At 62.6% G+C, this 25,613-nt stretch carries 19 protein-coding genes and 2 pseudogenes; 7 read left to right on the top strand and 14 right to left on the bottom strand.

All coding sequences use genetic code 11. The features are described 5' to 3' along the window. Positions 1-275: 275 nt before the first annotated feature. From EJI01_RS27060 to EJI01_RS27030, 7 genes are all read right to left on the bottom strand, one after another. The gene (locus EJI01_RS27060) at positions 276-1,271 is read right to left on the bottom strand and encodes a LysR substrate-binding domain-containing protein (RefSeq protein WP_126840205.1); all 996 of its coding nucleotides are present in this window, start codon (positions 1,269-1,271) and stop codon (positions 276-278) included. A 201-nt stretch (positions 1,272-1,472) separates the two neighbouring features. Beyond that, positions 1,473-2,534 (bottom strand): alcohol dehydrogenase, encoded by a 1,062-nt coding sequence (locus EJI01_RS27055; protein WP_126840204.1) that lies wholly within the window; start codon positions 2,532-2,534, stop codon positions 1,473-1,475. 5 nt (positions 2,535-2,539) lie between these two features. Further along, positions 2,540-3,514 carry a Bug family tripartite tricarboxylate transporter substrate binding protein gene (locus tag EJI01_RS27050; RefSeq protein WP_126840203.1) on the bottom strand — a complete coding sequence of 325 codons (975 nt, stop codon included), beginning with the start codon at positions 3,512-3,514 and terminating at the stop codon, positions 2,540-2,542. Positions 3,515-3,534: 20 nt separating this feature from the next. Continuing rightward, positions 3,535-4,071 (bottom strand): SDR family NAD(P)-dependent oxidoreductase, encoded by a 537-nt coding sequence (locus tag EJI01_RS27045; protein WP_126840202.1) that lies wholly within the window; start codon positions 4,069-4,071, stop codon positions 3,535-3,537. 150 nt (positions 4,072-4,221) lie between these two features. Continuing rightward, complete coding sequence (locus EJI01_RS27040) at positions 4,222-5,661, bottom strand: NAD-dependent succinate-semialdehyde dehydrogenase (protein WP_126840201.1); 1,440 nt, start codon at positions 5,659-5,661, stop codon at positions 4,222-4,224. Positions 5,662-5,666: 5 nt separating this feature from the next. Beyond that, a complete protein-coding gene (locus EJI01_RS27035; RefSeq protein WP_126840200.1) occupies positions 5,667-7,367 on the bottom strand; it encodes an N-acyl-D-amino-acid deacylase family protein in 1,701 nt (566 codons plus the stop codon). 629 nt (positions 7,368-7,996) lie between these two features. Further along, positions 7,997-8,797, bottom strand: coding sequence for an IclR family transcriptional regulator (locus tag EJI01_RS27030; protein WP_126840199.1), 801 nt, complete (start codon positions 8,795-8,797; stop codon positions 7,997-7,999). A 158-nt stretch (positions 8,798-8,955) separates the two neighbouring features. Here EJI01_RS27030 and EJI01_RS27025 point away from each other — a divergent pair, with 158 nt between their 5' ends. From EJI01_RS27025 to EJI01_RS29755, 3 genes are all read left to right on the top strand, one after another. After that, positions 8,956-9,753 (top strand): citryl-CoA lyase, encoded by a 798-nt coding sequence (locus EJI01_RS27025; protein ID WP_260602708.1) that lies wholly within the window; start codon positions 8,956-8,958, stop codon positions 9,751-9,753. Next, the gene (locus tag EJI01_RS27020; protein WP_126840197.1) at positions 9,750-11,864 is read left to right on the top strand and encodes an acetate--CoA ligase family protein; all 2,115 of its coding nucleotides are present in this window, start codon (positions 9,750-9,752) and stop codon (positions 11,862-11,864) included. The genes EJI01_RS27025 and EJI01_RS27020 overlap by 4 nt, the downstream gene beginning before the upstream one ends. Positions 11,865-12,022: 158 nt before the next feature. Then, on the top strand, positions 12,023-12,286 hold the full coding sequence (locus tag EJI01_RS29755; protein WP_126840196.1) for an enoyl-CoA hydratase/isomerase family protein: 264 nt from the start codon (positions 12,023-12,025) through the stop codon (positions 12,284-12,286). A 1,080-nt stretch (positions 12,287-13,366) separates the two neighbouring features. Here the strand turns inward: EJI01_RS29755 and EJI01_RS27010 are convergent. The 5 genes and pseudogenes from EJI01_RS27010 to EJI01_RS26990 form a co-directional block, all read right to left on the bottom strand. Then, positions 13,367-13,828 carry a hypothetical protein gene (locus EJI01_RS27010; RefSeq protein ID WP_126840195.1) on the bottom strand — a complete coding sequence of 154 codons (462 nt, stop codon included), beginning with the start codon at positions 13,826-13,828 and terminating at the stop codon, positions 13,367-13,369. 939 nt (positions 13,829-14,767) lie between these two features. Further along, a pseudogene (locus EJI01_RS27005) lies at positions 14,768-15,247 on the bottom strand (transposase); the annotation flags it as partial. Between the two features lie 308 nt (positions 15,248-15,555). Further along, positions 15,556-17,724: a xanthine dehydrogenase family protein molybdopterin-binding subunit gene (locus EJI01_RS27000; RefSeq protein ID WP_126840194.1), complete on the bottom strand. Its 2,169-nt coding sequence runs from the start codon at positions 17,722-17,724 to the stop codon at positions 15,556-15,558. Further along, positions 17,721-18,713 carry an FAD binding domain-containing protein gene (locus tag EJI01_RS26995; protein WP_126840193.1) on the bottom strand — a complete coding sequence of 331 codons (993 nt, stop codon included), beginning with the start codon at positions 18,711-18,713 and terminating at the stop codon, positions 17,721-17,723. Before EJI01_RS26995 ends, EJI01_RS27000 begins: the two co-directional genes overlap by 4 nt. Continuing rightward, positions 18,710-19,441, bottom strand: coding sequence for a 2Fe-2S iron-sulfur cluster-binding protein (locus EJI01_RS26990; RefSeq protein ID WP_126840192.1), 732 nt, complete (start codon positions 19,439-19,441; stop codon positions 18,710-18,712). The genes EJI01_RS26995 and EJI01_RS26990 overlap by 4 nt, the downstream gene beginning before the upstream one ends. A 163-nt stretch (positions 19,442-19,604) precedes the next feature. Here EJI01_RS26990 and EJI01_RS26985 point away from each other — a divergent pair, with 163 nt between their 5' ends. The 4 genes and pseudogenes from EJI01_RS26985 to EJI01_RS26970 form a co-directional block, all read left to right on the top strand. Continuing rightward, complete coding sequence (locus tag EJI01_RS26985; RefSeq protein WP_126840191.1) at positions 19,605-20,513, top strand: LysR family transcriptional regulator; 909 nt, start codon at positions 19,605-19,607, stop codon at positions 20,511-20,513. A gap of 537 nt (positions 20,514-21,050) precedes the next feature. Further along, on the top strand, positions 21,051-21,689 hold the full coding sequence (locus tag EJI01_RS26980) for a LysE family translocator (RefSeq protein ID WP_126840190.1): 639 nt from the start codon (positions 21,051-21,053) through the stop codon (positions 21,687-21,689). Between the two features lie 94 nt (positions 21,690-21,783). Continuing rightward, the gene (locus EJI01_RS26975) at positions 21,784-22,320 is read left to right on the top strand and encodes a GrpB family protein (RefSeq protein WP_126840189.1); all 537 of its coding nucleotides are present in this window, start codon (positions 21,784-21,786) and stop codon (positions 22,318-22,320) included. A 206-nt stretch (positions 22,321-22,526) separates the two neighbouring features. Next, positions 22,527-23,576: pseudogene (locus EJI01_RS26970) on the top strand (NAD(P)H-dependent flavin oxidoreductase); the annotation flags it as partial. On the opposite strand, the gene EJI01_RS29750 reads toward EJI01_RS26970, so the two are convergent. Next, a complete protein-coding gene (locus tag EJI01_RS29750) occupies positions 23,477-23,866 on the bottom strand; it encodes a pyridoxamine 5'-phosphate oxidase family protein (RefSeq protein WP_409513986.1) in 390 nt (129 codons plus the stop codon). The pseudogene EJI01_RS26970 and the gene EJI01_RS29750 sit on opposite strands and share 100 nt — an antisense overlap. Positions 23,867-23,878: 12 nt before the next feature. Beyond that, entirely contained in the window at positions 23,879-24,214 is a 336-nt protein-coding gene (locus EJI01_RS26965) for a hypothetical protein (protein ID WP_312846090.1), read from the bottom strand. Between the last annotated feature and the right edge of the window lie 1,399 nt (positions 24,215-25,613).

The following is a 25,613-nucleotide window of genomic DNA, read 5'->3' as shown; positions in this document are numbered from 1 at the left end:
CTGCCTTGCAGCAGAGGGCATCGAGGTGCCAATGTCTGGCGAAGCGAACCATCAGTTCGGAACGCCGGTGTGGCCGGGTCGGCCACGACCGGACGTTCAGGCGCAGGGCAGAATTCGCTATCGGAGGGATGCCAAACGCCAGTGGCGCTCCGCCCGGCCGCGGCCTCTCAAGCCGGCCGAATGCGTCCAGTGGAACGACCACAGTTCCACGAGCGCTCAATTCACGCGGGCATGCGCGACCGCAAGCAATCGGGCAGCTCGCGAAGCAGGCTCAGTCAGGTCTGCAAAGTGGACGGTCTTGTCGACCCCGCATGGCCTCGCAGCCGCTCCATGAGAAGCCGGGCTTCCACAGACAGCTCGGAGCGGGAGCGGAAGCACAACGAGAGAACGCGATGTGCCCAGGTGTCGGAAAGCGGTCGGTGAACGATGCGATGACTATTCTGATCAGGAGCCGCACTGGCCTCCGGTGCGATAACAATGCCGATCCCCGCCGCGACCAATTCCTTGGCGCAGTCGAGGTTGCTGACCTCGCAGCGCTCCCATAGAACGTGGCCCACTGCCATGGCTTCTTCGCGGCATCGATGCAGGATGGGCGCGACGTTGGAGATGCAAACGAAGGGTTGCGCGGCAAGTTCACGAAAGCTCACGGAGGTACCGGTGGAAGCCATCGGATGGTCCTCAGGCAAAAGCACAACCAATCGTTCGTTCTTGCATGGAACTACCTCGAGATCAGTCTTGATCCCTAGATCCCAGATGACACCAATGTCCGCGGACCCCGTCTCGACCGCGAGAACGATTTCGCTGCTCGTCCTTTCCTGAAGCGACAGCTGAATGCGCGGGTAGTCGCGCGCGAACGTGACCAGAGCCTTGGGTAGAAAATCCAAGAAGGCCGAGAGGTTCGCATGGAGGGTGACCTTACCTTCGTAGTCTGGCCGGACATGAGGAAGCTCTTCAATCTGCGTCGCCCGGGCGCTCAAGCGCACGTCTTCAAGACATGCATCCAAGCCGTGAAACAGCAAGCCGATGTGGCTCAGCAAAGTCTTGCCTGCCCGTGTGACTTTCACGCCGCGGCCCCCGCGAAAGAGAAGCTGGACGCCGAAGCGGTCTTCAAGATGAGAAAGGCGACGGCTGATGGCGGATACAGCAATGCCTTCCTTCTCCGCAGCGCGAACCAGGCTCCCTTCTGCGACGACAGCGCAAAAGAGCCTCAGCGACGTGAGGTCAATTCCAAGGTTCAGCCAGTTGTGGTTGAGCTCGGGTGCGGAGGACATATCGGTTTGCCGGAGGTCTGTGCTTCTGGAAGGCGCAGTCCGAATTGTTCCGGTCCAACTACCCCCAACTATAGGCCATCAATGGCAATCGATGCGCTTCGATGAGCTACGAAACTACGGCTCCCGGACGCGTCCCGATCAAGACCTTCTCGAATCGGTCGTCTCAGGGCCCACTTCAATCGCGGGAGCCCCGGCAGTCATTCAACAACAGTCCGGCGTCAGGACCGCACGCCCCACGATTCGACCTTTGGCCAATTCTTCCAACACGGAGTTGACTTTGCCCAGCGGAAACTGGGTAACAAAGTCGGACTTGACGGCACCCGATCGGACGAGGGCCATGAGTTCGTGGAGTTCCCCTAAGTTCCCGACATAGCTGCCCTGGATGGTCACGGCCTTCAACGCGATGAGCGGAAGCGGCCACGCCGATTTCCCGCCGAACAGGCCAACGAGAACGATGTTTCCGCCTTTCCCAACCAATTCGAAGGCAACTGCTGATGTCGCGGTATTCCCGACGCAATCGATCACCGACGCGACCCCAGTTGGAAAGATCGTCGCGGCACGAGAGCGCCAGCCATCCACTCCAACATTCAACGTCGCCATTGCGCCTGCTGCCTCTGCGGCGTCCAGCTTGCACTGGTCGATGTCGGCGATCACCACGCCGGCGCCCCCGAGCGCCCGAATAATCGCGACACCCATCAGGCCGAGTCCTCCTGCGCCGATGATGAGCACTGGAGACTCGAGGATCCGGGAGCCCAGCTTCTTGATAGCGCTGTACATCGTCAGACCCGAGCAGGCCATGGGAGCCGCCTTCTCAACGTCGACGTCGCCGATGTCCACGAGGTATCGCCAGTGAGGCACGACCATATGGGTGGCGTAGCCGCCGTCGCGCCAAGTTCCAAGGAACGCGGGTGTCGCGCAAAGGTTTTCACGTCCGGCGCTGCATGCGGGGCAATTGCCGCAGCCGATCCAGGGATAGATTAACGCGGTGGTGCCGACCAGGGTCGATGGTGCATCGGTGCCGACGGCAACAACTTTGGCTACGACCTCGTGCCCAAGAACCTTGGGCAGTTGCAGTCCTCGCGACGCAAAGTGCAAGGAGTGACCGTCGCCAATGTCGAAGCTGCCTTCCTTGACGTGGAGGTCGGTGTGGCAGACGCCGGCAGCAAGAACTTGGACAAGCAACTGTGTGCCGGTCAGCGCGGGTAGCTCCCATTCGCGCTGCACCAGCGCGTCGCCGAACCTGAGAAGCTGAAATGCTTTCATAACCCTCAGTCGAGCTTGATGCCTTGCTCCTTCACGATGCCCGCCCAGTAGTTGATATCGCTGCGCAGCTTCTTCGCAAAGTCTTCGGGGCTGATGATGATCGGGCCCATGCCCATCTCCTCAATCTTGGCGACCACTTCAGGTGACTGAAGCGCTGTTCGCACCGACTGGGCGTATTTCGCAACAATCTCCTTGGGCGTCGCACTGGGGACCATCAGAGCGATCCAGCCCACGCCCTCGAATCCCTGAAACCCCAGTTCTTTGAAGGTAGGGACGTTCGGCAGGGACTTCAGGCGCGTCTCACCTGTCACTGCAAGGGCGCGAACCCGTCCCGCGACGATCTGAGGCTTGGAAGAACCCAGGTCGATGATTGCAGAGTTGACCTCACCGGCAAGCACTGCTTGAAGCTGAGGGGCGCTCCCTTTGAACGGCACATGCACCATGTCGAGGCTCGCGATCTTGTTGAGCTGAAGCCCTTGCATGTGCGACGTGGTTGCGTTGCCGTTGCTGGCAAAGCTGTAGCTCTTCGGATTTGCCTTCACCAGCTTGACAAAATCAGCCAATGTCTTTGCAGAACTGTCGGCAGGGACGACCAAGGCGTTGGCACTGAGCGCGATGATGGTGACCGGGGTCAGGTCCTTCAACACGTCGTAGGCGAGCTTTGGATATAGGGCAGGTGCCTGCGCAAGGATGGTCGACCCCACCAGCGCCGTGTAGCCGTCGCCTGTGGCTTTGGCGACCACGTCGTTTCCGATCAGCCCGCTGGCACCGGGGCGGTTGTCCACGACGAGAGGCTGCTTCCACTCGTCGCCAACTTTCTTGGCGATCATGCGAGCGAGGATGTCTGATGCACCCCCCGCGCTCGCCGGCACCACGATGCGCACCGGATGATCCGGGAACTCCGCCGCGGTCGCGGGGAACGCGGCGGCGAAGGCCATCGAAACGCCGGCAGCGGCTTGGATTGCAAACTTGAAAATCATCGAGTCTCCTTTATTGCCTTCTAGGCGAGGTTGATGCAGGCGCCTTTGATGACTCTGGCGTCGTCACTGATGAGGAAGCGGATCACATGCGCGATTCCGTCCAGGTCGATCAACTGCTCGTTCCCAGGCATGGCGTCCCGGTTCTCAGGGGTGTCCATTGCGCCGGGTAGCAGACAGTTGACGTTGATGTTGCTTTCGCGAAGCTCTGCGGACATGGACTCGGTGATTCGCTGAACGGCGCTCTTTGACGCGATGTACGCGCCCATTCTCGCGAGTCCCTTCTGCGCGACGCCAGCGCCGATGTTGATGATTGCCCCTGCTCTGCGCTCGCTCATGTAGGGAACGGCGGCTGCCGATACGTTGAGCATTGGCTTCAGGTTGAGGCTAAGCACTCGCTCCCACGTCTCGAGGCTCGTCTCGTGTACAGCCGTTCCGGATGCGAACCCTCCAACGAGATTGCAAACAGCATCGATGCGACCAAAACGGCCGACCACATCGTGTACGACACGCCTGGCTTCCGAAGGGGTGTATGAGATCGGCTTCGAAAGCTGCGACATTCGGGCGGGTGCTCAAGGCCACGCTGCCGGCATCGAGGTGCAAGTCGGCAAGTGCGAGAGAATACGCGCCGACAAGCCCTCGACTCACCGCTCGCCCAAGGTTGCCGCCTGCTCCGGTGATAAGCACGACTTTGCTTTTTGCCATTTCTCTCATGCTTGGGCCACCAGCTTCTTGACGGTGTAAGCGTCGAGACCTTCGATGCCGCCCTCGTAGCCATAGCCGCTGTCCTTGACACCGCCAAAAGGTGTCTCTGGGACGGAGATGGCGAACGTATTGACGCCTAACATGCCAACTTCCAGCCCCTCGGATATGGCGTTAGCCGTGCGGAGAGATTCTGTGAAGGCGTAGCTCGCGAGACCATAGGGGAGGCTGTTGGCGCGGTGGATGACCTCGTCGAGGCTGTCGAAGCGGGCGAATCCGGCGATCGGCCCGAACGGCTCTTCCGTCATCAGACGCGCCGAATCGGCCAGATCCGTCACCACTGTTGGTTGGAAGAAATAGCCGGCTTCGCCTCTCGCAGCGCCGCCTGTCATGACCGTTCCACCTTCCTGGCGCGCCGAGTCCAGGAGGCTTCTCATTGCGTCGACGCGGCGGCCGTTCGCGAGAGGCCCCATCTGTGTCTCAGGATCCAGTCCGTTGCCGGTCTTGATCGCCCCCGCGCGCTGCGTGAAGGCGCCGACGAAGCGGTCAAAGATGCTGGTATGAACATAGAACCGGGTTGGCGAGACGCAGACTTGGCCCGCGTTGCGGAACTTGGCAGCGACGCACATGGAGGCGGCCTTCTCCACATCACAATCATTGAAGACAAGCACCGGGGCATGACCACCCAACTCCATCGTGAGCCGCTTGAGACCGTCGGCGGCAAGTTTCGCCAGATGCTTGCCGACCGCCGTCGAACCCGTGAACGACACCTTGCGGATCGCGGGATCGGCGATGAGCTGCGCTGAAATGTCGTGCGGTGTGCCGAAGACGAGGTTCAGTACGCCCTTCGGCAGACCGGCGTCCTCGAAGGCTTTGACGATCTCCACGCAGGCCCCGGGGGTCTCCTCAGCCGCCTTGATCACCAACGTGCATCCGGCCGCCAAAGCGCCGCCGATCTTGCGGCACGGGGTGACCGCCGGGACGTTCCATGGCGTGAAGGCTGCAACGGGTCCCACTGGCTCCTGCACGACCCGGTAGCTCGTTCCTAGGGTACGCGACGGAACGATGCGTCCGTACAGGCGCATGCCTTCCTCGGCGTACCAGTCCACGATGTCCGCGCTCAGCGCGATTTCCATACGCGACTCGGCAATGGGCTTACCTTGTTCCTGGGTCAGCGTGCCAGCGATGCGTTCGATCCGCTCGCGCATGAGTTGCGCTGCGCCGCGCAGAATCTGACTGCGTTTGTGCGCAGAGGTGGCGCGCCAGATGGGGTAGGCGCTCACTGCCGAGTCGACTGCGCGATGTAGGTCTTGCTCAGTGGCGAACGGAACCTCCGCAATGGGAGTTCCCACGGCGGGGTCGATGACGTCTTTCCCTGGACGAGCGCGCGCGTCCAGCCACTCACCGCCGATATACAGGCCAAGGCGGGGATACGCGGGGGAATTCATGCCGATCAGCTCCAGTGCTCGAAGTCGCGGATCACCATGCCGGCCTTGTGATCGCCGTTGGCTTGCCCCTTGCCGTCCGAGATCTTCTTCCCGTTGACCCACACGCCGAAGACCCCCAGTGGGTCTGTGTGCAACCGGGAGTTGCCGCCTGGCAGATCGTGGACCTTGTATCGCGCACTACGTCCAACGGTTGCCGGATCGAAGAGCAGCAGGTCAGCGAAGTAGCCCTCGGCGATCAGTCCCCGCTTGGGGATGCGGAAGATGCGAGCTGGCTTGGCAGTGAGTTCATGAACGGCCTGCGGCAGAGTCATGATGCCCTTGTCGCGCGTCCAGTGGCCCATCAGGTGCAGCCCAAAGCCCGCGTCACAGATAAAGGTCAGATGTGCGCCAGCGTCCGACAGCGCTACGGAGGCGGCATCGTGAACCAGCAGTTTCTGGATTTCGTCCTCGTCTGAGTTCAACAGCATCGCGGTGAACTCGGTCGCAAGGTTCTCTGCGAGCCCGAGATCGAGCAGGAAGTCCAGGGGGTGCTTTCCTTCCGCTGCGGCGAGTTCTCCGACGTTGCGCTGGTCGTACTTCCTGTGCTGTTCCTGCGTCGTCATCAGCACCTCGATCTTGTGCCAGTCCCCGTTGAACAGGCGGCGGATGCCCGCGGGTGGGTTTTCGATTTCGTTCTTGACGGCGTTGCGGAACTCATTGCTGGCCAGCAACATCTTGAGCTCCTCCCCTTGCAGCTTCATCGCAGGATTCCATGCCTGGATGCCTTCAAATGGATACGCGCCGGCCAGCGTGAAGTCGTAGGTGATGGGGGTGCATGCCACTTGTCCGTACAGCTCGATGCCGCGGGCACGGGCGGCCTTGATCTCATTCAGATCGGAGAGGGCCAGATCCGGCAGTGTGGAGTTATGGAGAATGGCCGCGATCATCATGGGGCAGCCCGCCTCGGCAGCGACCTTCTCCAAGAACGCAACGTTTGCGATGCCGCCCTTAGTGATCATGAAGACGCCCTTGCCGGCTTCGCCCATGGCCTTGACCAGTTCCGTGAACTCGAACTCGTCTGCGATCCGCGACGGCATCGGGATGCCACCCCAGCCGTTGTGCTGTGGCGAGTAGGACGTGGCGAAGCCTATGGCGCCTGCTTTCATGCCGTTTCGAATCAGGTGTGCCATGGCTTCGACTTCGGCCGGCGTGGCAACGCGCTTGGAAGCGTCGTCGCCCAGTACATAGTTGCGTAGCGCCGAGTGGCCAATGAACGCGCCCACGTTCACCGCAACGCCCTGCCGCTCGATCATTGCAAGGTATTCCTCGAACGATTCAAAGTCCCAGTTGATCCCTTCACGGAGCACATCCAAAGACATGCCTTCGACTTGGGTGAGGTTCTTCATCAGAAGCTCGCGGTCGGCTGGCTTGCTCGGTGCGATAGTGAACCCGCAGTTTCCGATCAGCACTGTGGTAACCCCATGTGCGGACGAAGGGGTCACGGTAGGGTCCCACGTGATCTGAGCGTCGTAGTGCGTGTGGGTGTCAATGATGCCCGGCATCAGCGATTTGCCCGTGCCGTCGATAACTTCGGCGGCGTCAAGGCCGAGCGCCCGACCGACTTGGGTGATCTTGCCGTCTTTGACGGCGACATCCGTTCCGTTGATTGATTCGCTGCCCGAACCGTCAAAGAGATTTACGTTTCGGATGATTAGGTCTTGCATCATTTAGCCTCGTCTAAGCTGGTCTCAGAAGTGAGCGTAGAAGTGAATACGACATCGCATTTGCCATGTGGGCAATCCTCGTATTGAGAATCATTCATATTGATTTCGGCGTTCTGATTGTTGCGAGCAAAGCGGATGCTTCGCCGAATGAACACTCACACAGACAGCTTGCGGGAGGGTCGCCGCACCTTCTGACGTTGACCTATTCGCCGGCAAGCCGGCCGGTAGGCTGTTCAGCCTACCGATGCCACTGGTGGCGAAGATTTCTCCGGTTGGTGCCCATTGGTGGGAGGCCGTGCGCGCGAGCGCATGGTGTACCAAGACCACCAGACTGTCGCCGCCGCTTGAATACTCCTCATCTGGGCGATCGAACTCGTCGCCGGAGGGTCAGGTGGCTAACACAAGCCTTCCGCCGGCGACGTTCGTCTCGCCTATGGGAGATCACATTTTCGGCGTCTCAATGTGAAAGGCTCGGCTCGGAACACATGCGTTCACTCAATGGGTAATGGAGGTCAACTCGGATAGTTGGCGGACAGATGCCTCGCGGCCCCCGCCCGACACCTCCCGGCTCGCATGGTCCGGTGCCTTTCCCCGTGCACAGCACCTCGCTGCGTTGCCAACGATGCGGAGGGTCAGAGCGCGTCCAGCTGATCCTGGACGAGAAGCACATGGCGCTCGACACAATGCACTGCACTCTGCTGATCGACACGGGTCATACGACTCTCAACAGAAGCCGTCGTGATGGCCCCCAGTACCGCGCCACTGCTATTGCGCAGCGCGACCCCGATACCGATGACGCCAGGGACGCTGTAGTGACCGATGACCGCGTGTCCTCGCTTTTGCGTTGCGCGCAAGATCGCGCGCAACGTAGAAGCGGTCAGGGTGCCGTACCCGGACAGGCGCGGGGAATTCGCGCTGATGACCTCTTCCTGGTCGGCCACGGGCATCATGGCCAGCATCGCCAAACCGCCCGCACCAACTCCCAGCGGCTGTCTGTTGCCAATCTTTACGGCAAGCACCTGAATCGGATAGCTGCCGATGGCCCTGGCGACGCACAACGAATCCAGGCCTATGCGAATGATGAGGAAGGTACTGTTTCCCGTCTCGGCCGAGATCCCCTCGAGCACTGGCTCACAGATGGCTCGGAGATCAGATCGATCTGCAAACGCCGCCGCCAGCTCTCTGCAGTATTCGCCTAGGACATAGCGCTTGGATCCCGTGGGCCTTCGCAGGAGCTCGAGCTCGATGAGAGCCTGCACCATTCGATGCACGGTGGGCCGCTCAAGGCCGCTGAGCTCCACAAGGTCGGCCATTCTCAACCCGCCGTGTCCATGTGCAGCGACCAGCTTCACCAGGCCCACTGAGCGCTCAAGCGTTTGCGTCCCTTGCAAGCGATCGGCAGGGAGTTTCGGGCCAGTAGTGCGTTGAGTCATTGCCCACGAATCGTAAGCCCGTACGGCCAACCTTGAACGAAAACATCCACATCCTGGACGTTGCATGTCGCGTTGCGTGGGTAGACCGATACGGTTGATGCCCGCGACAGCTGCGCGGTGCAGCCACGGCAACCAACCACCCTATGAAGGAGACCGCAATGAGCGACACCCCCCCCAAGCAAAAGTACTGGCGCACGGCCATCGCGGAGGCGACCCATGACGGCATGGTGATTCGAGGCTACGACGTCCTGAAGGACCTCGTGGGCAAGATCGACTTCGGCGCGCTGGTCTATCTGCTCTATCGCGGCGAACTCCCCAAGGGCAACGAGTCGAAGATCATCAACGCGATCTTCATATGCTCGGCCGAACACGGCATCTCTCCGTCGTCCACAGTCACGCGCTTCATCCAGGCCGCCGGTGTTCCAATCCAATGCTCGGTCGCCGCGGGAGCGATGATGTTTGGCGACATCCATGGTGGCGCTGGCCAGGAATTCTCTCGCTACATCCAAGAACTGGTCAAGGAGAGCAACGACACGGGCCGAGACTACGATGAGGTTGCGCGCGAGTTTGTTCGCAAGCACAAGCGACTGGACGGTTTCGGTCATCCGCAGCATCCGTCCGGCGACCCCCGCGGCAAGGTCCTGTTCGCCCTCTCGGACGAGCTGGGTCTGTCGGGTGACCACATTCGCATGACTCGCGCCCTTGAACGAGCTCTCGTCGCCAAGACGGGGCGCCAGCTTCTTGCGAACATCGACGCCGCGATCGGCGCGATCATCTCGGACATGGGTTTCGACTGGCGCGTTGCCCGTGCATTCATCGTTGTTCCGCGCACCGCTGGTCTGTTCGCCCATGCCTTTGAAGAAGAGGTGCGCGAACCCGGTTGGCGCCAGATCACCCTGGATCAGATCGAGTACGACGGTCCAGCGCTGCGCTCCAACAGCGGAGTAGCTCAATGAGCCTGAGTTCCGCCCTTGATGGGCTCGTCGCGGCCAAATCGGTCGCGGTGATCGGCGCCTCCGACGATCCAAGACGGATCGGCGGGCGGCCTGTCGCATACATGCGGCAGCGTGGCTTCTCCGGTGAAGTTTTGCCGGTGACCCTGTCGCGCAAGACCGTGCAAGGGTTGACAGCGTACGCGAGCGTTGAAGAGCTTCCTTACACCCCGGATACGGCCATCGTCGCCGTTCCCGCAAGCCACGTTCGCGGCGTCATCGATTCGCTGGGCAAGCGGAAAGTTCGCTCTGCGGTGGTCTTCAGCTCCGGCTTCGCGGAGGTCGATGAGGCCGGCAGGAACGCTCAAGACGGGGTCTTGGAAGTTGCCAGAAGCCATGGCATGCGACTGCTCGGGCCCAACACGATGGGGCTTTACAACGATCGCATTGGCTACTATCCCACGTTCTCGACGTCGTTCGAAGGCGGATGGCCGCTCAAGGGGCGGATTGGCATCGCAAGTCAATCGGGCGCGTTCGCTGCACACATCTTCACCTCGGCACGCGAGCGCCGAATCGGCGTCCCGATCTGCATAACCACCGGGAACGAAGCTGACGTAACTGTCGGAGAGGCGATGAAATGGCTGGTCCAAGACGAGGACACGGATGTCATCGCGGTTTATGCGGAAGGTATCCGTGACGCCTCCTCGTTCCTGGAGGCGCTCGAGGCAGCCCACGCAGCGCGCAAGCCCGTCGTCCTGATGAAGACCGGCCGCAGCGCACTCGGTAGCAGCGCCGCTCAGTCTCATACTTCGGCCATTGCCGGCGATGACGAGGTCTTCGACGCTGTCGTGTCGGAGTACGGCGTGGTCCGCGCGACGTCGGCCGAAGAGTTTCTGGATATTGCGCATCTTGCGACGCGCCGGATCTACCCCGTTCAGAACACCCTAGGCGTGCTGACCATCAGCGGAGGCGCTGGGGTGCTCGTCAGCGACGCGTGCGAAGACCTCGGCCTGCGCCTACCCGAGATGCCCCAGGAGGCGCAAGTCCAACTCAAGGAGCTAATCCCCTTCGCCTCGGTCCGGAACCCAGTGGATTGCACAGCGCAGGTTCTGAATGAGCTTCCCACCATAGGCAAGTTCGCCGATGCCATCGCTGGCCAAGGTGGCTACAGGTCGATTCTGAGTTTCTTCACGCAGGCGGGCGGAACCCCCTCGATTGCGCCCGAGCTGCGTCAGCAGATCGCTGCGGCGAGGGATCGCTATCCGGACCGGCTATTTGTGATGTCGCTGATTGGGTCTCCGGAGGTGGAAGGCGCCTTCGAAGCCGAAGGGCTGCTCGTCTTCAGCGATCCAACACGCGCCGTGAAGGCCATCGACGCCATGGGACGCTTCGGAGAAGCGTTCGCTCGCCCGACGCCTAGGCGCGCCCAGCTATCCACGAAAGTCGAGCTGCCCAACGGCGCACTCAACGAGGGACAGACCAAGCTCTGGCTTAAGCAGTTCGGATTGACCTGCGTGCCTGAGCAGGAAGCCATGAATATCGCTCAAGCAGTTGAAGCCGCCGAGGAAATTGGCCTCCCCGTCGTCTTGAAGATTCTTTCGCCCGACATCGCACACAAGTCGGAGATTGGTGGCGTTCTGTTGAACGTGCTCGACGCCGAAGGGGTCCGCTTTGGCTACGACCTGCTGCTGCAACGCGCGAAGCAAACCGCGCCGGCGGCGCGCATCGATGGTGTCCTCGTCGCGAAGCAGATCGAAGGTGCAGTCGAGTGCATCCTGGGCGTGCATCAAGACGCCCTGTTTGGTCCTGTCCTGATGTTCGGGCTTGGCGGGATCTTCGTCGAGGTTCTGAAAGACGTGACCCTGCACCGTTGCCCGCTAGATGAAGCAACCGCCCTGCGAATGATCCGATCGATCCGCGGAGCACCTTTGCTTCAAGGCGCACGCGGCCGACCGCCGATGGACATCGGCGCGCTGGCGATGATGATGGTTCGGCTTTCGCAGCTCGCTGCGGGCGCAGGACCACGGCTGCGCGGCATTGATCTGAACCCCGTACTGGTCCTCCCTGAAGGGGGCGGTTGCCTCGCAGCGGACGCCTTCATCGACCTGGAGCCTGAGGAGGCGTCGAAGCCTTGAACGCGGTTCAGTCCACGCTGACCGCATGGTCAATAAGGAGGACGTCCAACTCGTTCGTAAGAGCGCCGACGACTGCTTCGCCGGCTCGGACGATTCAGCAGAACATCATCGCGAACAACGTCCTCAATCTACCCAACTGACAAAATGACTACGAGACAATCATCTTCTCGATCACGGATGGCCAGGCGTGCATCACGCTGAACCGGCCGAGCCGGCTCAACAGCTTTTCGGAGAGCATGTATGCCGAAATCGCCGATGCAGTCCGACAGGTGTCCGATCCCGCCAATGGCGCACGCATGCTGCTGTTCAGCGGCGCCGGTCGCGCCTTCTGCGCCGGCGTAGGTTTCCTAAAGATGTGGTCATTTTCTCCCTGTGAGATCCCCCAGATTTACAAAAAAAAACCGAGATGTGGTCATTTATGACTAAGAAATCTGGGTTGCGCTCGTTCCAGCAGGGGAAAGGGTTCGGGGGCAGCGCTCAACAAGCCCATTCACAATGATCGAGAAATCCGCCTATGTACTGAGGGTTGATCAGGTGCGCGAGCGAGCCTCTACTCGCTTGGGACGTCGATCGTGCACGCAGATATCGCACACGTGCTCGCGACCAAACGGCCTCCGACTGTCAAATGATTCTGGACCTGCGTGAGGTCTATCTTGATGCAGCACGCTTCTTCTTCGACGGATGGGACCCATAACTGGACCGGCCGGCTTTGCTCCGCTCAGGGTCAGGAAGCAGCAGTTTGGTACTCGTGGCGGGGTGACGGTACCAGCGGCAACACGCTTCCTGTTGCCACTTCCTGCTCGCGAACGCGGGCGAAACTGACGGCTGGGACCCGCGAGAGGGTGCTTGTATCCGCCGCGGCGGTGCGCTACGTGTTTGTGCAACCGGGATACGAGCGGTCACGGGAAAGGTGATCTTCGGCGGCCTGCCGATCGCTCGCCCGCGCGAGACCCGCATACTCCTGTTTTGGGTTTAGTCCGCGGACTCGCTCCGCTCGTGCGTCCTGGCTGCAGCACGACCTTCATTGGTCACCTTCCGCAATACTGCAGGTCCCTGGTACCGGCAGCATCCATCTTCCACAAGCATCGGTGGGATATCAGCCTCTACCAAGGCCGCCGACCTGAGCACCGCCAGCTTCTCGATCTCGTCCTGGTCGCAAACTTTGATAGGGACCTCAGCAGCGCAGAGCTGCGTGAGGAGTGTCATTGGCACGTCTACTTCTCCCGCCATTTCAAAAGTGGCCCATCGAACTCTATGCCATCGGTCCGTTGAGCGCGTGCCAAACGAGAGACATTGAAGCCTTCAGTTCATGGAGACCGTGAAAGTTGTGGCATCAAAAAAACAACGACGGAGGAACATATCCTTGAGCGTGGGCATACGCATGGTCACGGGCGGCGACCGGTACATCGAGACTGCTGCGACGGTGCTGGTTAGGGGACGCCGTCGGCAAGTTGGGCGAGGTGCAGTCGGAAGCTTGGCTCGCCAGTACTGGAGGGCGCAAGTCAGTCCAGGTAGTCAAGAAACATCGGAGTCACTTGCTGGAGAAAGGAGACCTCCGCAGCATCAATGACGCGTGGCTCCAGATCGAAATGGATGAACGTGCCATAGGGTGCCCCGGAAGCACGTGTCAGCAGCCGCCCGTAGTACGACTCAACCAAGCCAACAAAGGGGCGATAGCTGACCAGGGACCTGTCCTTGGAGACGTGACTGGTCGCAAACTCGCCCTGCTCGATCGCGTGCTGGCAGAAGCTCTTCTGCAAGGGGACTGCTTTCAACCAAGTGCGGTATTCAGAGGCACGGTCAAAAACGTGCTCGGCCTTCAATGAATCGCCGCTCAGTTTGTAGATGGCCGTGTATCGGTACTGCGTCCTGTCATTGAGCATCGCTAAAGCATGGCGAATTCCATGGGCACCAAGCGCGCTGCGAACCGCAGCCGCCTGTGCGGGCAAATCAAACTCAGACATCGGGGAATTTCGTTCTAGGCGGCGTGCGCAGGAGGCTCAACTCGAATCGTAGTGACCGAGGAATAGTCGTGCTTGGGTGGGGATATCGAACGTGTGCCCGTAAGTCGGCCGCTTAGAAAAAGAAACGGGTCAGGCACATTCGTCCACAAACACCGGCCTCGAGAACGAAGCGGTGACGAGCCTTCCCGCAACTGCTGCTCTGGTCGAAATGGAGCGCCCTGGATCGCGAGACGCTCACGGCGGGAAGTTCTTTTCCGTCACCGGATCGCTTGGCGGCTCGAAAGTCGGAGTTTCCGCTTTGATTGCGGGCGGTTCTGTGACCTTGAGTGTTGGCATGGGAGCGCTCATTCCTGTGCCCGGAAAGGGGGGGCAGATGAGCTGATTCAGGCAGAAGATGGGGCTTGTACGCGGAGAATACCCATCGAGCAAACCCACGCGCGGCGCGAGCGCGAGACTCATTGCGCTCCGTGTTTTGACCTGGCATCGACGTCGATGACTGTGTGGCATCTCGGGCATGTCGCCTCCAGATTGGCACCTCTATTGACTCGCAGTCGTTGGCTGCAGAAAGGGCACTTAACGATGACCTTCGCTTCAGGCGATGAATCTTGCGATTGCGCGGTGGCGGAACCGTTGCCTGCTAGCGCGTCCTCAAGAGTCAGGGCGAATCGTTCCAGGAATCTGTGAGCACCCCGCCCGTCCGCTGAGCTCAGCGTCGCACTTTTCAACCACATTCCAGCAAGCAAGTACCCATAGCTGGATGCCTCGCCTAGGTAGTTTCGCGCGGCACTACTGATTGCTGCCACATTAGTTTGCAGCTCTCGCCTTTCGTGCTTCTGTGGGCTGCTGCCGGTTTCAAAGACACCTTGTTAAGGTGGAAGATGAAACCGGAGGTGGTTCATGGGAACGAGAAGGCAATTCAGCCGAGAGTTCAAGCTTCCAATAAGTATGCTTTAGCCACCCCGCAATCTGCTCCGGCGACCACTGCAACTGGAGCTTGCCAGTCACGATGCGCGTCAGGGTTTGGTTCTCGGCCAGTTTGCAGCGCTTGGGGCGATGGGCCCGGTCCCAGGCTGCCTGGTCGGCCTGAGTCGCCCGATAGCATCCTTGACCACCGTTGCGCTTGATCTCGCGGCTGACCGTAGAGGGCGCACGCCCGAGGATCGTGGCGATTGCGCGGATCGAAAAGCCAGCCACCACAGCACGCGAGATCTCCTCTCGCTCGGCCAAGGTCAGCGCCAACCTGGAACGGCGAGGCTCCGGCGGGCGTATCCCGCCTGTCTCGGCCAGGATCCGTTGGATCGACGAATGCGATCGATCGAACAGTTGCGCAATCTGGTGAAGCGTCTCACCTTGCTTCCAGCGCTCCCACATGAGCGCCTTCTGGCTGTCCGTGTAGTAGGTCCGCGTTCGATACTTCATCTGCAACACTCCTTCTGCTCACGCAGTTTTTAGTGTGTTGCATCGACCGGTTGAATCCGCAGTGGTCTATCCCGCAACTCACACAGAAGCGGCAACTGGTGCTTCTGCCCAAGCACGAACTTCGTGCATTGACCACGGGCCGCAGTCGCTGCTGGACCGCGTAGGCACCGAGTTACTGTTTCGCATGGCCTTGGGAGAGAGGCAAGTAAGCATGAGCGATCGCTAGTCTTGTAGGCCACCGCACACCGCAGGTAGTCTCAGCGACAAGCTTCACTTTTCGCCGCTTGCGCAACTGCGCCGCACACCCGTCAGGTCTCGATCAACAGCTTGTCCGGCGTGATGGGCAGGTCCCGCACTCGGCGGCCGGTGGCGTTGTAGACCGCGTTAGCGATGGCCGCCGCAACGCTGGTGATGCCGATCTCGCCGACACCCTTGGCTCCCAGGCGGTTGACCTTTGTGTCGGTCTCGGGTGCGAAGACTACCTGCACGTCGCCGATGTCCATATTGACCGGCACGTGATAGTCGGCCAGCGTTCGGGTAACGAAATGACCGCGACGGGCGTCAAGCACCGACTCTTCCATCAACGCGTTGCCGATACCCCATACGATCCCGCCGACCACCTGCGACGCCGCCGTCTTGGGGTTGAGGATCCGACCGGCCGCGATCACCGCCAGGTAGCGTGGCACGCGGACCGTGCCAAGGTCTTCGTCGACCCACACCTCGGCGAAGTTAGCGCCGAAGGCGTAGTGCGAGTAGCTGGCCATGTCCGCTGCCGGCGTGGCGGTGTGGGTGGCGCGCCATCCGTTCAACTGGGCCGCCTGCAGCAGTTCCGCGGCGGTCGGCTCGCGGATGAACCTGAGGCTCGCCTGGTCTCGCAACTGCTGCTTGGCGAGCTCGCAGACTGCCAGGGCCGCGGTGCAGAAGCTGTTCGCGCCCCAGGACCCGCCGGACCCGGGCGTGGGCGGCAGCGCCGAGTCGCCGAGCCTGACTTCGACCTTGTGCAGCGGCAGACCCAGCGTCTCGGCAGCGGTTTGCGCGATCACGGTGTAGCTGCCGGTCCCCAGGTCGGTGGCGCACATTTCCACCACCGCCCGCACGTCGCGGCCGTTTCGCGTGAGCAGAAGGTTGGCCGAAGCGCCGCGGTGCGGTGCGCCGCGCGACGCCGCGCTCATGCCGTAGCCCACCAGCCAGTGGCCTTGCCTTCTGCCGCGCGGCGTCGGACTTCGCCTGCTCCAGCCGAACCTGTCGGCGCCGATCTTCATGCACTCGATCAGCGAACGGCTTGCGAACGGCTTGCCCGTGTCCAGGTCGGTCCCGGTGTCGTTCATCGCCCGCAGCTCCATGGGATCGAGCTTCAGCTTCGCGGCCAGCTCGTCCATGGCCGACTCCAGCGCGAAGCTGCCGGGCGCTTCGCCCGGCGCGCGCGTCCACTTCGGCGTCTGCACATTCAGCCGGAAGACCCGGTGAGTCACCTTCGAGTTCGGAACCTCGTACATCATCCGGGAGATGACGCCCGACTGCTCGACGAACTCCTCGTGCATCGAGGTGTGCGTCAGGATGTCGTGGCCCAGCGCGGTGAGCCTGCCGGCCGCGTCCGCGCCAATGCGCATTCGCTGGCGGTTGTGCTGGCGCAGGCCAACGACCATGAACATCTGCTGGCGCGTGAGCACGTGCTTGACCGGCCGCTTCAGCAGGCGTGCGGCCAGAATCGGAAGCATCGCGTTGTCGCGCGTGAGGATCTTGCAGCCGAAGCCGCCGCCGACGAACGGCGACAGCACTCGCACGTTCTCGCGCGGGATGTCGAAGGTTGCGGCGATCGCAGGCACTGCCTCGACCACCATCTGCAGGGAATGGTGGACCGTCACCCTGTCGCCGTCCCACGCTGCGATGGTGGAATGCGTCTCCATCGGGTGGTGGTGCTCGATCGGCGTGTTGTAGACAGCGTCGATAGTAACCGCCGCGGCCCGAAGACCTTCGTCCAGGTTGCCGCGCTCGGTGTCGGTCTTGTAGCCGGCGTTGACGGTCTTCGGCGCATAGGCGTTCTCCACGTTGGCGTCGAAGCCGATCTTCGGCTCAGCCGCGTCATAGCTGACCTCGATCAGCCGCGCCGCGTGCCGCGCCTGCTCGATCGTCTCGGCCACCACGAAACCGATGAGCTGGCCGTGATGGTGGATCACGGTGTCCTGGAACAGCGGGACGGATCGGCTGAAGCGGTTCTGCGGCGTCTCAGGTGCGGGCAGCGGCATCCTCGGCACGTTCTTGTGCGAGAGCACCAGCAGCACGCCGGGCGCCTGCTCCGCCGCCGCGGTGTCCACGTCGCGCACGCGCCCCGCCGCCACGGTGCTGCTCAGGGCAACGCCGTGCGCCAGTCTGTCGTAGAAGAACTCAGCCGCATAGCGCGCCTGACCGGTCACCTTGAGGCGGCCGTCGACGCGGTCGACCGGCTGCCCGATGAATTGCGTGGTCCTGTTGTTCATGCCGTCATCCGACTCGCCGTTTCGAGCGCGCGCACCATCGCTCGCCTGGCCATCTCGATCTTGAAGCGGTTGTGTTCGAAACCCGTGGCGCCGGCCAGCGCGGCCTCCGCCGCCTGCCGGAACGCCTGCCTGCCGGGCCGCGCGCCCTGCAGCAGCGCCTCGGCCTCGCGCGCGCGCCAAGGCATGTGGGCCACGCTGCCCAGGCACAGGCGCGCCTGCCGGATCCGGTCGCCGTCCATGTCGAGCGCAGCCGCCACGGACACCAGTGCGAAGGCATAGCTGGCCCTGTCGCGCACCTTGAGATAGTGCGAGCGCTGCGCGAATCGCATGCCGTCGCCTGGCAGGTCGATGGCGGTGATCAGCTCGCCGGGTCGGAGATTGGCGTCGAGCTCTGGCGTGTCGCCGGGCAGGCGGTGGAACTCGGTGATCGGAATGGTCCTGCGGCCCGCCGGTCCCTGCAGCTGCACCACGGCGTCCAACGCGTGCAGCGCCTGCGCCATGTCGCCTGGATACGTGGCAATGCACGTTTGGCTGGTGCCCAGGATGGCGTGGCTGCGGTTGAAGCCCTCCAGGGCGCTGCAGCCTGTGCCGGGCTCGCGCTTGTTGCAGGGCTGACTGACGTCGTAGAAATAGGGGCAGCGCGTGCGCTGACGCAGGTTGCCGCCGTTGGTGGCGGCATTGCGCAGCTGGCCCGAGGCGCCGGCAAGGACGGCCTGCGCCACGAGCGGAAAGCTGAGACGCACCAAGCGATGGTCGGCGGTGTCGCTGTTGCGCGCCAGCGCGCCCAGACGCAGGCCGCCGCCGGCCTGCGCTTCGATCGCTGCCAGGGGCAGGCGATTGATGTCGACGAGCCGTTCGGGCGCAGCGACGCCTTCCTTCATCAGGTCGACCAGATTGGTGCCACCGGCCAGGAAGCTCGCCCCCGGCTGGCTGGCCGCCTGGACTGCCGCGTCCGCGTCCGTGGCTCGGGTGAAGACGAAGGGCTTCATGATTGGCTCCTGCGCGAACGCAGCATCAGGCTGACTTCGCGCACAGCGGCCACGATGCCCGGATAGGCGCCGCAGCGGCAGATGTTGCCGGACATGCGCTCGCGGATCTCGTCGTCGCTAAGCTGCACCCGTCCGATACGCCGGACGTCGGTTGTGACGTGGCTGGCCGCGCCCTCGCTGGCCTCGCGCAGCATGCCCACGGCAGAGCAGATCTGCCCCGAGGTGCAATAGCCGCACTGGAAGCCATCGTGCTTGATGAAGGCGGCCTGCATGGGGTGCAGCGTTTCGCCGCGGGCCAGCCCCTCGATCGTTGTGACCTCCGCGCCGTCGTGCGACAGCGCGAGTGCCAAGCACGAGTTGATGCGACGCCCGTCGACGAGCACGGTGCACGCGCCGCATTGACCGTGGTCGCAGCCTTTTTTCGTCCCGGGCAGGGCCATGCGCTCGCGCAGCAGGTCCAGCAGGGTCGTACGCGCGTCGATCTTGAGTGCGTGCGCGGTCCCGTTGACGCGCAGGGCGAGATCAACTTCAACCGATGGCTCTGCGCCAGCAGGCGATTCGGCGGCCGCCGTGACGGGCACGGCAATGGGCGTGCTCGCCAGGATGCCGGCTACGCCGGTCTTGCCGCCGTCAGTCAGGAAGGCCCGGCGCGTCAGCGGGGCTGTGGTTGCCAGATCGTCAGGCGCTGCGTGGGCCTGCCGTTCATCATGCGAAGAGAGAGATGTCATTGGGATTTGCATGGATGCTGGTAATGGGGTCCCGAGCCTCGGTACACTTTTGAAGGCCGGTGCTGCGTGCGATCAGTTGCTGCGTTCGATTCGCTCCGAGGGACAGCCTACTTGTCGAAACCTTGATGCAGGCATCGCTTTTTTCTATATCTGTGAAGGCCTCATGGAGCTGAAGCAACTGCGGTGCTTTGTCATGCTGGCAGAGATAGGCAACATCCGGCGTGCCGCATCGATGCTGGCCATGTCGCAGCCGGCGCTGAGCGTCCGGATCCAGCGGCTCGAAGAACAGCTCGGCTATGCGTTGTTCGACCGGGAGGCCAGGGGTGTCCGGCTCACGGAGCGGGGCACCCGGCTGCTGCGGCACGCGAAGGGCCTCTTGTGGAGCGCCGCGGAAACCGAGGAAGCCGCGCGCGCGATCGGTCGCGGCGCGTTCGACCGCCTTGAAGTCGGCCTGACGCCGATCGCCGCGCTCTCGCTGGTGCCCGACGCGCTACGCGCGTTTTCCGAGGCGCATCCGAACGTGGCGCTCGCCCTGACGGAAGGCGTTTCGAAGGATCTGGAGGAAGCTGTGGCGCACAGACGGCTCGATTTCGCCATCGTCCATCCGCCATCGTCACGCGACGATCTGGTCATGCACGAGCTGATGACTGACAGGTACCTCGCCGTGGTGCCGGTTGCCCATCCGCTGGCGAGCGCACGGTCGGTCAGTGCGGTGGACCTTGCACCGCATCTGCTGATCGGCGTGCGCCGCGACGTCGGCCCGGTGGCCTTTGATCGGATCATCAGCTACTTTTCGCGCGCCGGCCTGTCGGTCCAGATCAGCCAGTGCGCAACCACGTCGATTTCGCTGATCGGCCTGGTGGCCGCAGGGGCGGGCGTCGGACTGGTCGTGGAGTCGTTGCGTTGCATTGCGCGCCCGGACATCCGTTTCGTGGCACTCGAGGACGGGGCGCCGAACCTGGCCTATTCGCTCTGCCACCGCCCTGATCTGCCCGTGGCGCTGCAGCACGCCGTGCTGGCCGCGGTCAAAGGGGCCGTGGAAGGGCGAGAGGTCCGCCCGAAGTGCTCGTGAGGGCGCCCAATGCGCCGTCATCAGGCCCAAGCTTCCTCGCGCCCAGATGCGGCCGTCCACACGGCCTCGGCCAGTAGCAGACCTTCGACATAGCCCTCCAGTTCAACGCAGATGACCAACATGGAAAAACGTCGCGTGAGGCCGTTCACAAGGAAGAGATCTTGGCTGTCTCTCCTTATTGGCAGCATCTCCTTTTGGCTGCTTGCTGCGGGCGGAATTTGGGCCTACACGGCGGGGGCTATCACCAAGTCGCCTTGGGGGTGGGTCGGCTTGTTCTGTCTTTTTCCGTTCGTTGTCTGGATATGCGACCGAGACCTGTTTGGCACGGCGAAGGACGAGCGCCGCCGGCCGAATGACGACTCCTCAGCAGCTGGTCAAAGAGCCTGTGTGGCAGGATGCGGGCCAGAACCGGCCGGTCGGCCGCGCTGCTGAATTCGCTGAGGAGCGGGCATTCGAGGCGCGCACATCGGTAGCCATGGAGGCGCTGGCCGTGCCGTTAATTCCCTCACAATGTCTGGCTACCCGTTAGGAATCTTCATGTCCCTGGAAACTTGGCTGCTGTACGTCGTCGCTGTCTTCGTGTTGACTGTCACGCCCGGTCCGAGCGTTCTGATGTGCGTTACCAACGCAGTGAATCATGGGCTCCAACGCACGTTCTTTTCAGCCATTGGCAGCGTCACCGCCGTCGTTGGCATCATGGCCTGCTCCGCTGTCGGGGTGGGTGCCGTTCTCGCCGCGTCTGAGACGCTCTTTCACGCAGTCAAGTGGTTCGGCGTCGGCTACCTGCTGTACATCGGTATCGCGACGCTGCGCTCCACGACGACCAGTTTCGACATTCCTTCCGGCACGGCCAGCCGCTCCAGCAGGAAGGCGCTCTACGCGAAGGGCTTCCTGGTGGGGGCAAGCAATCCGAAGGCGTTGCTTTTCTTCACCGCGTTCTTCCCGCAGTTCATCAATCCGGCTGCGCCTCAGCTGTACCAGTTCGCCATCCTTGGTGGCACCTTCGTCTTCTTCGAGTTGTTCTGGCTCATGTCCTATGCGGCGTTCGCTTCGCGCCTCTCTCCGTGGTTGCGAGTCAAGGGTAGGGCAAAGGCCTTCAACCAGTTATCGGGGGTCACTTTCATCGGCGCGGGCGCTCTTCTGGCCACCGTCAAGCGCGCGACCAAAGACGGGTAGGCCACGCTTACGGAAACCCGAATTCGGCCAGGACCGGTCGTTCGCGAACGGAGCAGAATTCGATCGACTGCCGTCACTCACACAACCAGGCCATATGACGCTCGACGCATTCGACGAGGGGCTTGAGCACCGGAACGTCGTGCCTTACGACCCTGCCTACAGCGACGTCTTCTCCAAGGTGCAGGCGTATGCGAGGTCGCACCTGCAAAAAATCGAACTGGTGCATATTGGCAGTACGGCTGTCGTCGGTCTGCGCGGCAAGCCCATGATCGACATTGCGGCAATTACGAGCCGCGAGGATCTTCGAGCCGAGCAACGCACCTTTGAGCTCGCGGGCTTCCACCGTCGGGAAGTTTGGGTGGATAGGGATGAGAAGCCCTACGTCTGCGCTTCCGTCTTGCATGATGGGCGGCGATTCAACATCAACGTGCACATCTGCCACCGCGGAGACCCAGTGCACAAGGACTCCCTGGCTTTCATGGGCATCCTCAACCGTCGCCCGGATCTGCGTAGAAGGTACGAGGAAGCCAAGGATCGAGCTCACGCAATAGACCCGGCGAACCCGCAGGTCTACAACAAGGAGAAGGAGGCTGTGATCAAGGAGATCGAGGCCCAGATCTCAACCCGGTGACTCGGTGGGACGACATCATGTGGTTCCTCGATTGCCGACAGGCAGAATGCGGGCCATGAGCCGCCTTACATGACCGGCCGCAACCGGGCAATCTCACCCCACTAGGCTGCGCCAAGCGTGAGCGGCCGTGATTCGCTTCGATAGTTCGGTGGCCCAGAACCGTGGCTGCGACCGATACTCCAAATCCTCGGCTCCGGAGGAACACCATGTCAGCCATCGACTTGCGCGACTCTTTTCTGAGGACTGCGTTGTGCATGCGCCTCGGCGTCGACTTGCCCATCGTGCAGGCACCCATGGCGGGCGGCTGGACCACGCCTGCGCTGGTCGCCGCCGTGTCCAACGCCGGCGGGCTGGGCATGCTCGCCGCGGCGCGCCTTTCGCTGGACCAGCTGCGGGAGCAGATCGACGCGGTGCGGCGACTGAGCGCGCGGCCTTTCGGGGTGAACTTCCTGCTTGCGCCGCCGGACGCCATGCCGTCGGACGTTGCCGGCATGCAGCGCGCGCTCGACGCCGGACGGTCAAGGCTCGGGCTGGCGCCCGGCGCCACCTCGCTGCAGTTGCCGCCTTCGCCGATGAACGCACAGTTCGACCTCGTGTGCCAAGCGGGGGTTCCGGTGGTGAGCTTCGCGATGGGTGACCCAGGACCCTGGGTCGACCGGGCGAAAGCGTCGGGCGCCTTCGTCATGGCTATGGCTACGTCGGTGGCCGACGCATTGCGACTGCAGGCCGCCGGTGTCGATGCGATCGTTGCGCAGGGCAGCGAGGCGGGTGGCCATCGCTCCACGCTCGACCTCCCTTCGGGAGTCGAGGCGCCGCTCGTCGGCTCGCTGGCCCTGGTACCCCAGATGGTGGACGCCTTGCAGGTTCCGGTCGTTGCCGCCGGCGGCATCATGGATAGCCGCGGCGTCCTTGCCGCCCTGGTGCTCGGAGCCCAGGCCGCCCAGCTGGGCAGCAGATTCCTGCTGGCCACTGAAAGCGGCAGCTTCGCGGCCTACCGCCGTCGCCTGATCGAGGCCACCGAAACCGACACCGTGATCACTCGCGCCCTGACAGGCCGGCCGGCGCGGGCCTTCCACAACGAAGCGATCCGGGCGGTGGATGCCACGGCCGCGCCGATCCTAGGGTGGCCCTACCAGGCACTGGCTGCGGATGACATCTATGCCGAGTCAGTCCGGCAGAACGACATCGAATGGGCGCCATTGTTTGAGGGCCAAGGACTTCGAATGGCGCGCGAATGCTCGTCTGCGGCTGAGATAATGGCGTCACTGGAGGCCGGGTTGAGAGAGCAGCTCAAGCGCCTTGTCGGCTCCCCCAGCGTGCGGTCGTTGACGACCTTGACGAAGCCCACCGGACCCGCCTTGAAGGAACAGCTTGGCTTTCCCGAGCTATCGGCCGTCGCGAGAAAGAAGAAATCCTTCGTCGCGATGAACGCGGTATCCAGCGGGTTGAAGGTGTCGTGGAGGTTATGGGTCTCGATGACGTCCGCCAGCCGGCGCGTGTCGAACGCGTCCTGCAACTGGCGCTGTTGGTCGTGATAGATGCTCATGCGGTCCTCCGCTCAGTCAGACAGGGCCGGCGCCGCGGTGGGTTCCGCCGCGGGCGTGGCCTCCGTCATCTCAGCCGCGGGAGATGTGTAGACGACGACGGCTTCCCGCCGGGTCTTGTTCAAGAGCAACTGCGTCACGTCGGGCCGCGAGTAGTGGCCGCTGGGATCGGCGGCCGCCTTGGCCAGTGAGATCAGGCCGAGGTCGGTGTCGGCGACGACGAAACCCCCTTCGGTCTCGGCCAGGTTCGTGCCGAGCGGCGAGCCGTCTGGCCCGTAGATGTGTGCAAAGCCGCCACCGGCGAGCAGCAGGTGCTTCTTCGTCGCATCGGTGCATAGCAGGTCGACCATGGCGTCGCGCGCTCAGGCTGCACCGCCTGAAGATCGCGGGCAAGAACTGGTCGAGATGGTTCTGATTCACGTCCGATCCCCCTCGAGTGTGTTGATCTCCGAACCGAAGCCAGACCCGCGACGCCATCGACCGTGTATCGCATCTGATCAGCGCGGAGGCCGATCCACCGGCGCACGATCGGCGAACCCTTCGCCGAAGTCAAGAAGAAGGGCGAGAGACCAGGGCAGGGCGCTTGGGATCGCGACAGACGCCAGGTGCTCTGCCCGGTGGGTGCAGCGTGGTCACCATCAGGGCGACTGCGAACGCCGAGCACGCACAGGGCAGCCACCAAGCGTGGCGGTACCAGAGAGTTGTTGGTGTCGTGCTCGTGCAGGAGTAGTGAGAGGTGCCGGCAAGAAACCGCCGCGCAGGAATACTTGAACCGTTGAACCACGATGTGTCGCGCGCCGCACACAGGGGGCGGCGTAGCGCGACACTTCTCGAAAAGGCCCTCCGGCAACGATTCACCGGAGGGCCAGGGCAATCACGACGGTAGGAGGAGAGGGAGATCGGTGCCGTGACCGCAGGGACAGTCTCTATACGTGCTCGAACTACTGCGCATCGGTCGAAAGCTTCTTGCGGGGCAGGAGTCGTCCTAACCAGTAAGTTCTCTCCAGCTCGTACTTCACCCGCGCCGACGAGGTGCCGCGTGACTTAAGCCCTGAGGATTTCCATCGGACCGATGCCGGAGTAGACGCTTTCGCCAGTCTTAAGGTCCAGCGCTCGCCAAGCGTGATCTTGGGAGCGCCCGGCTCGAACGGGAGATCGCGTTCCTCATGAACGCCGGGGCCAAGCAAGGACGGCATGCGCAGGTGGATGCAGAGCTTGCGAAGAGGTCATGGTTCTTGGGCATGCCTGGATCCTACGGGGGATGGCCGTCCCGGCCAGCGGTGACAATGACCAGTCTCCTCTCCTGGTATGGCGCGCTGAGGATGGCCGACGGCGCGGGCGCGGACGCAGCGCGCGCGTCGGAAGCTCGCGGGCGATCCGTCGAGGTTCTGTCGCGAGGCCATTCGAGATGGGTTGAGGGGCGGCAGATTCAGCTATTCACTCACGCGAGCGAACCGACGCTTCTCGGATACACAGCCCATAGCACTGCAAAGGCTCGCCACTTGCGCAACAAGGCCGACAAGCTCGAAGCGTTCTGCCTAGTTGTCCGCGCGGCATCGACTGCGGTTGATCAGGCGGGGGTATGCTGGCCCAGCCTGAGGCATGAAGCTTGCGCCCAACCGGTATTGCCATGAGTTCCACACCGCCCCTCCTGCACATCGCTCCCGCGGATCTTGCCGCGACCCTCGAGCGCCTCGCGCCGCGCATGACGGACCTGCTCGGCGCCTTCGTTGCGGCGCCGAGCCAGTC

The sequence above is a fragment of the Variovorax sp. MHTC-1 genome (genome assembly GCF_003984645.1).
In the GTDB taxonomy this organism is placed as follows: domain Bacteria; phylum Pseudomonadota; class Gammaproteobacteria; order Burkholderiales; family Burkholderiaceae_C; genus Variovorax.
The sequence above is the reverse complement of the archived record's forward strand: the minus strand, read 5'-3'. Positions and strand labels throughout refer to the sequence as shown.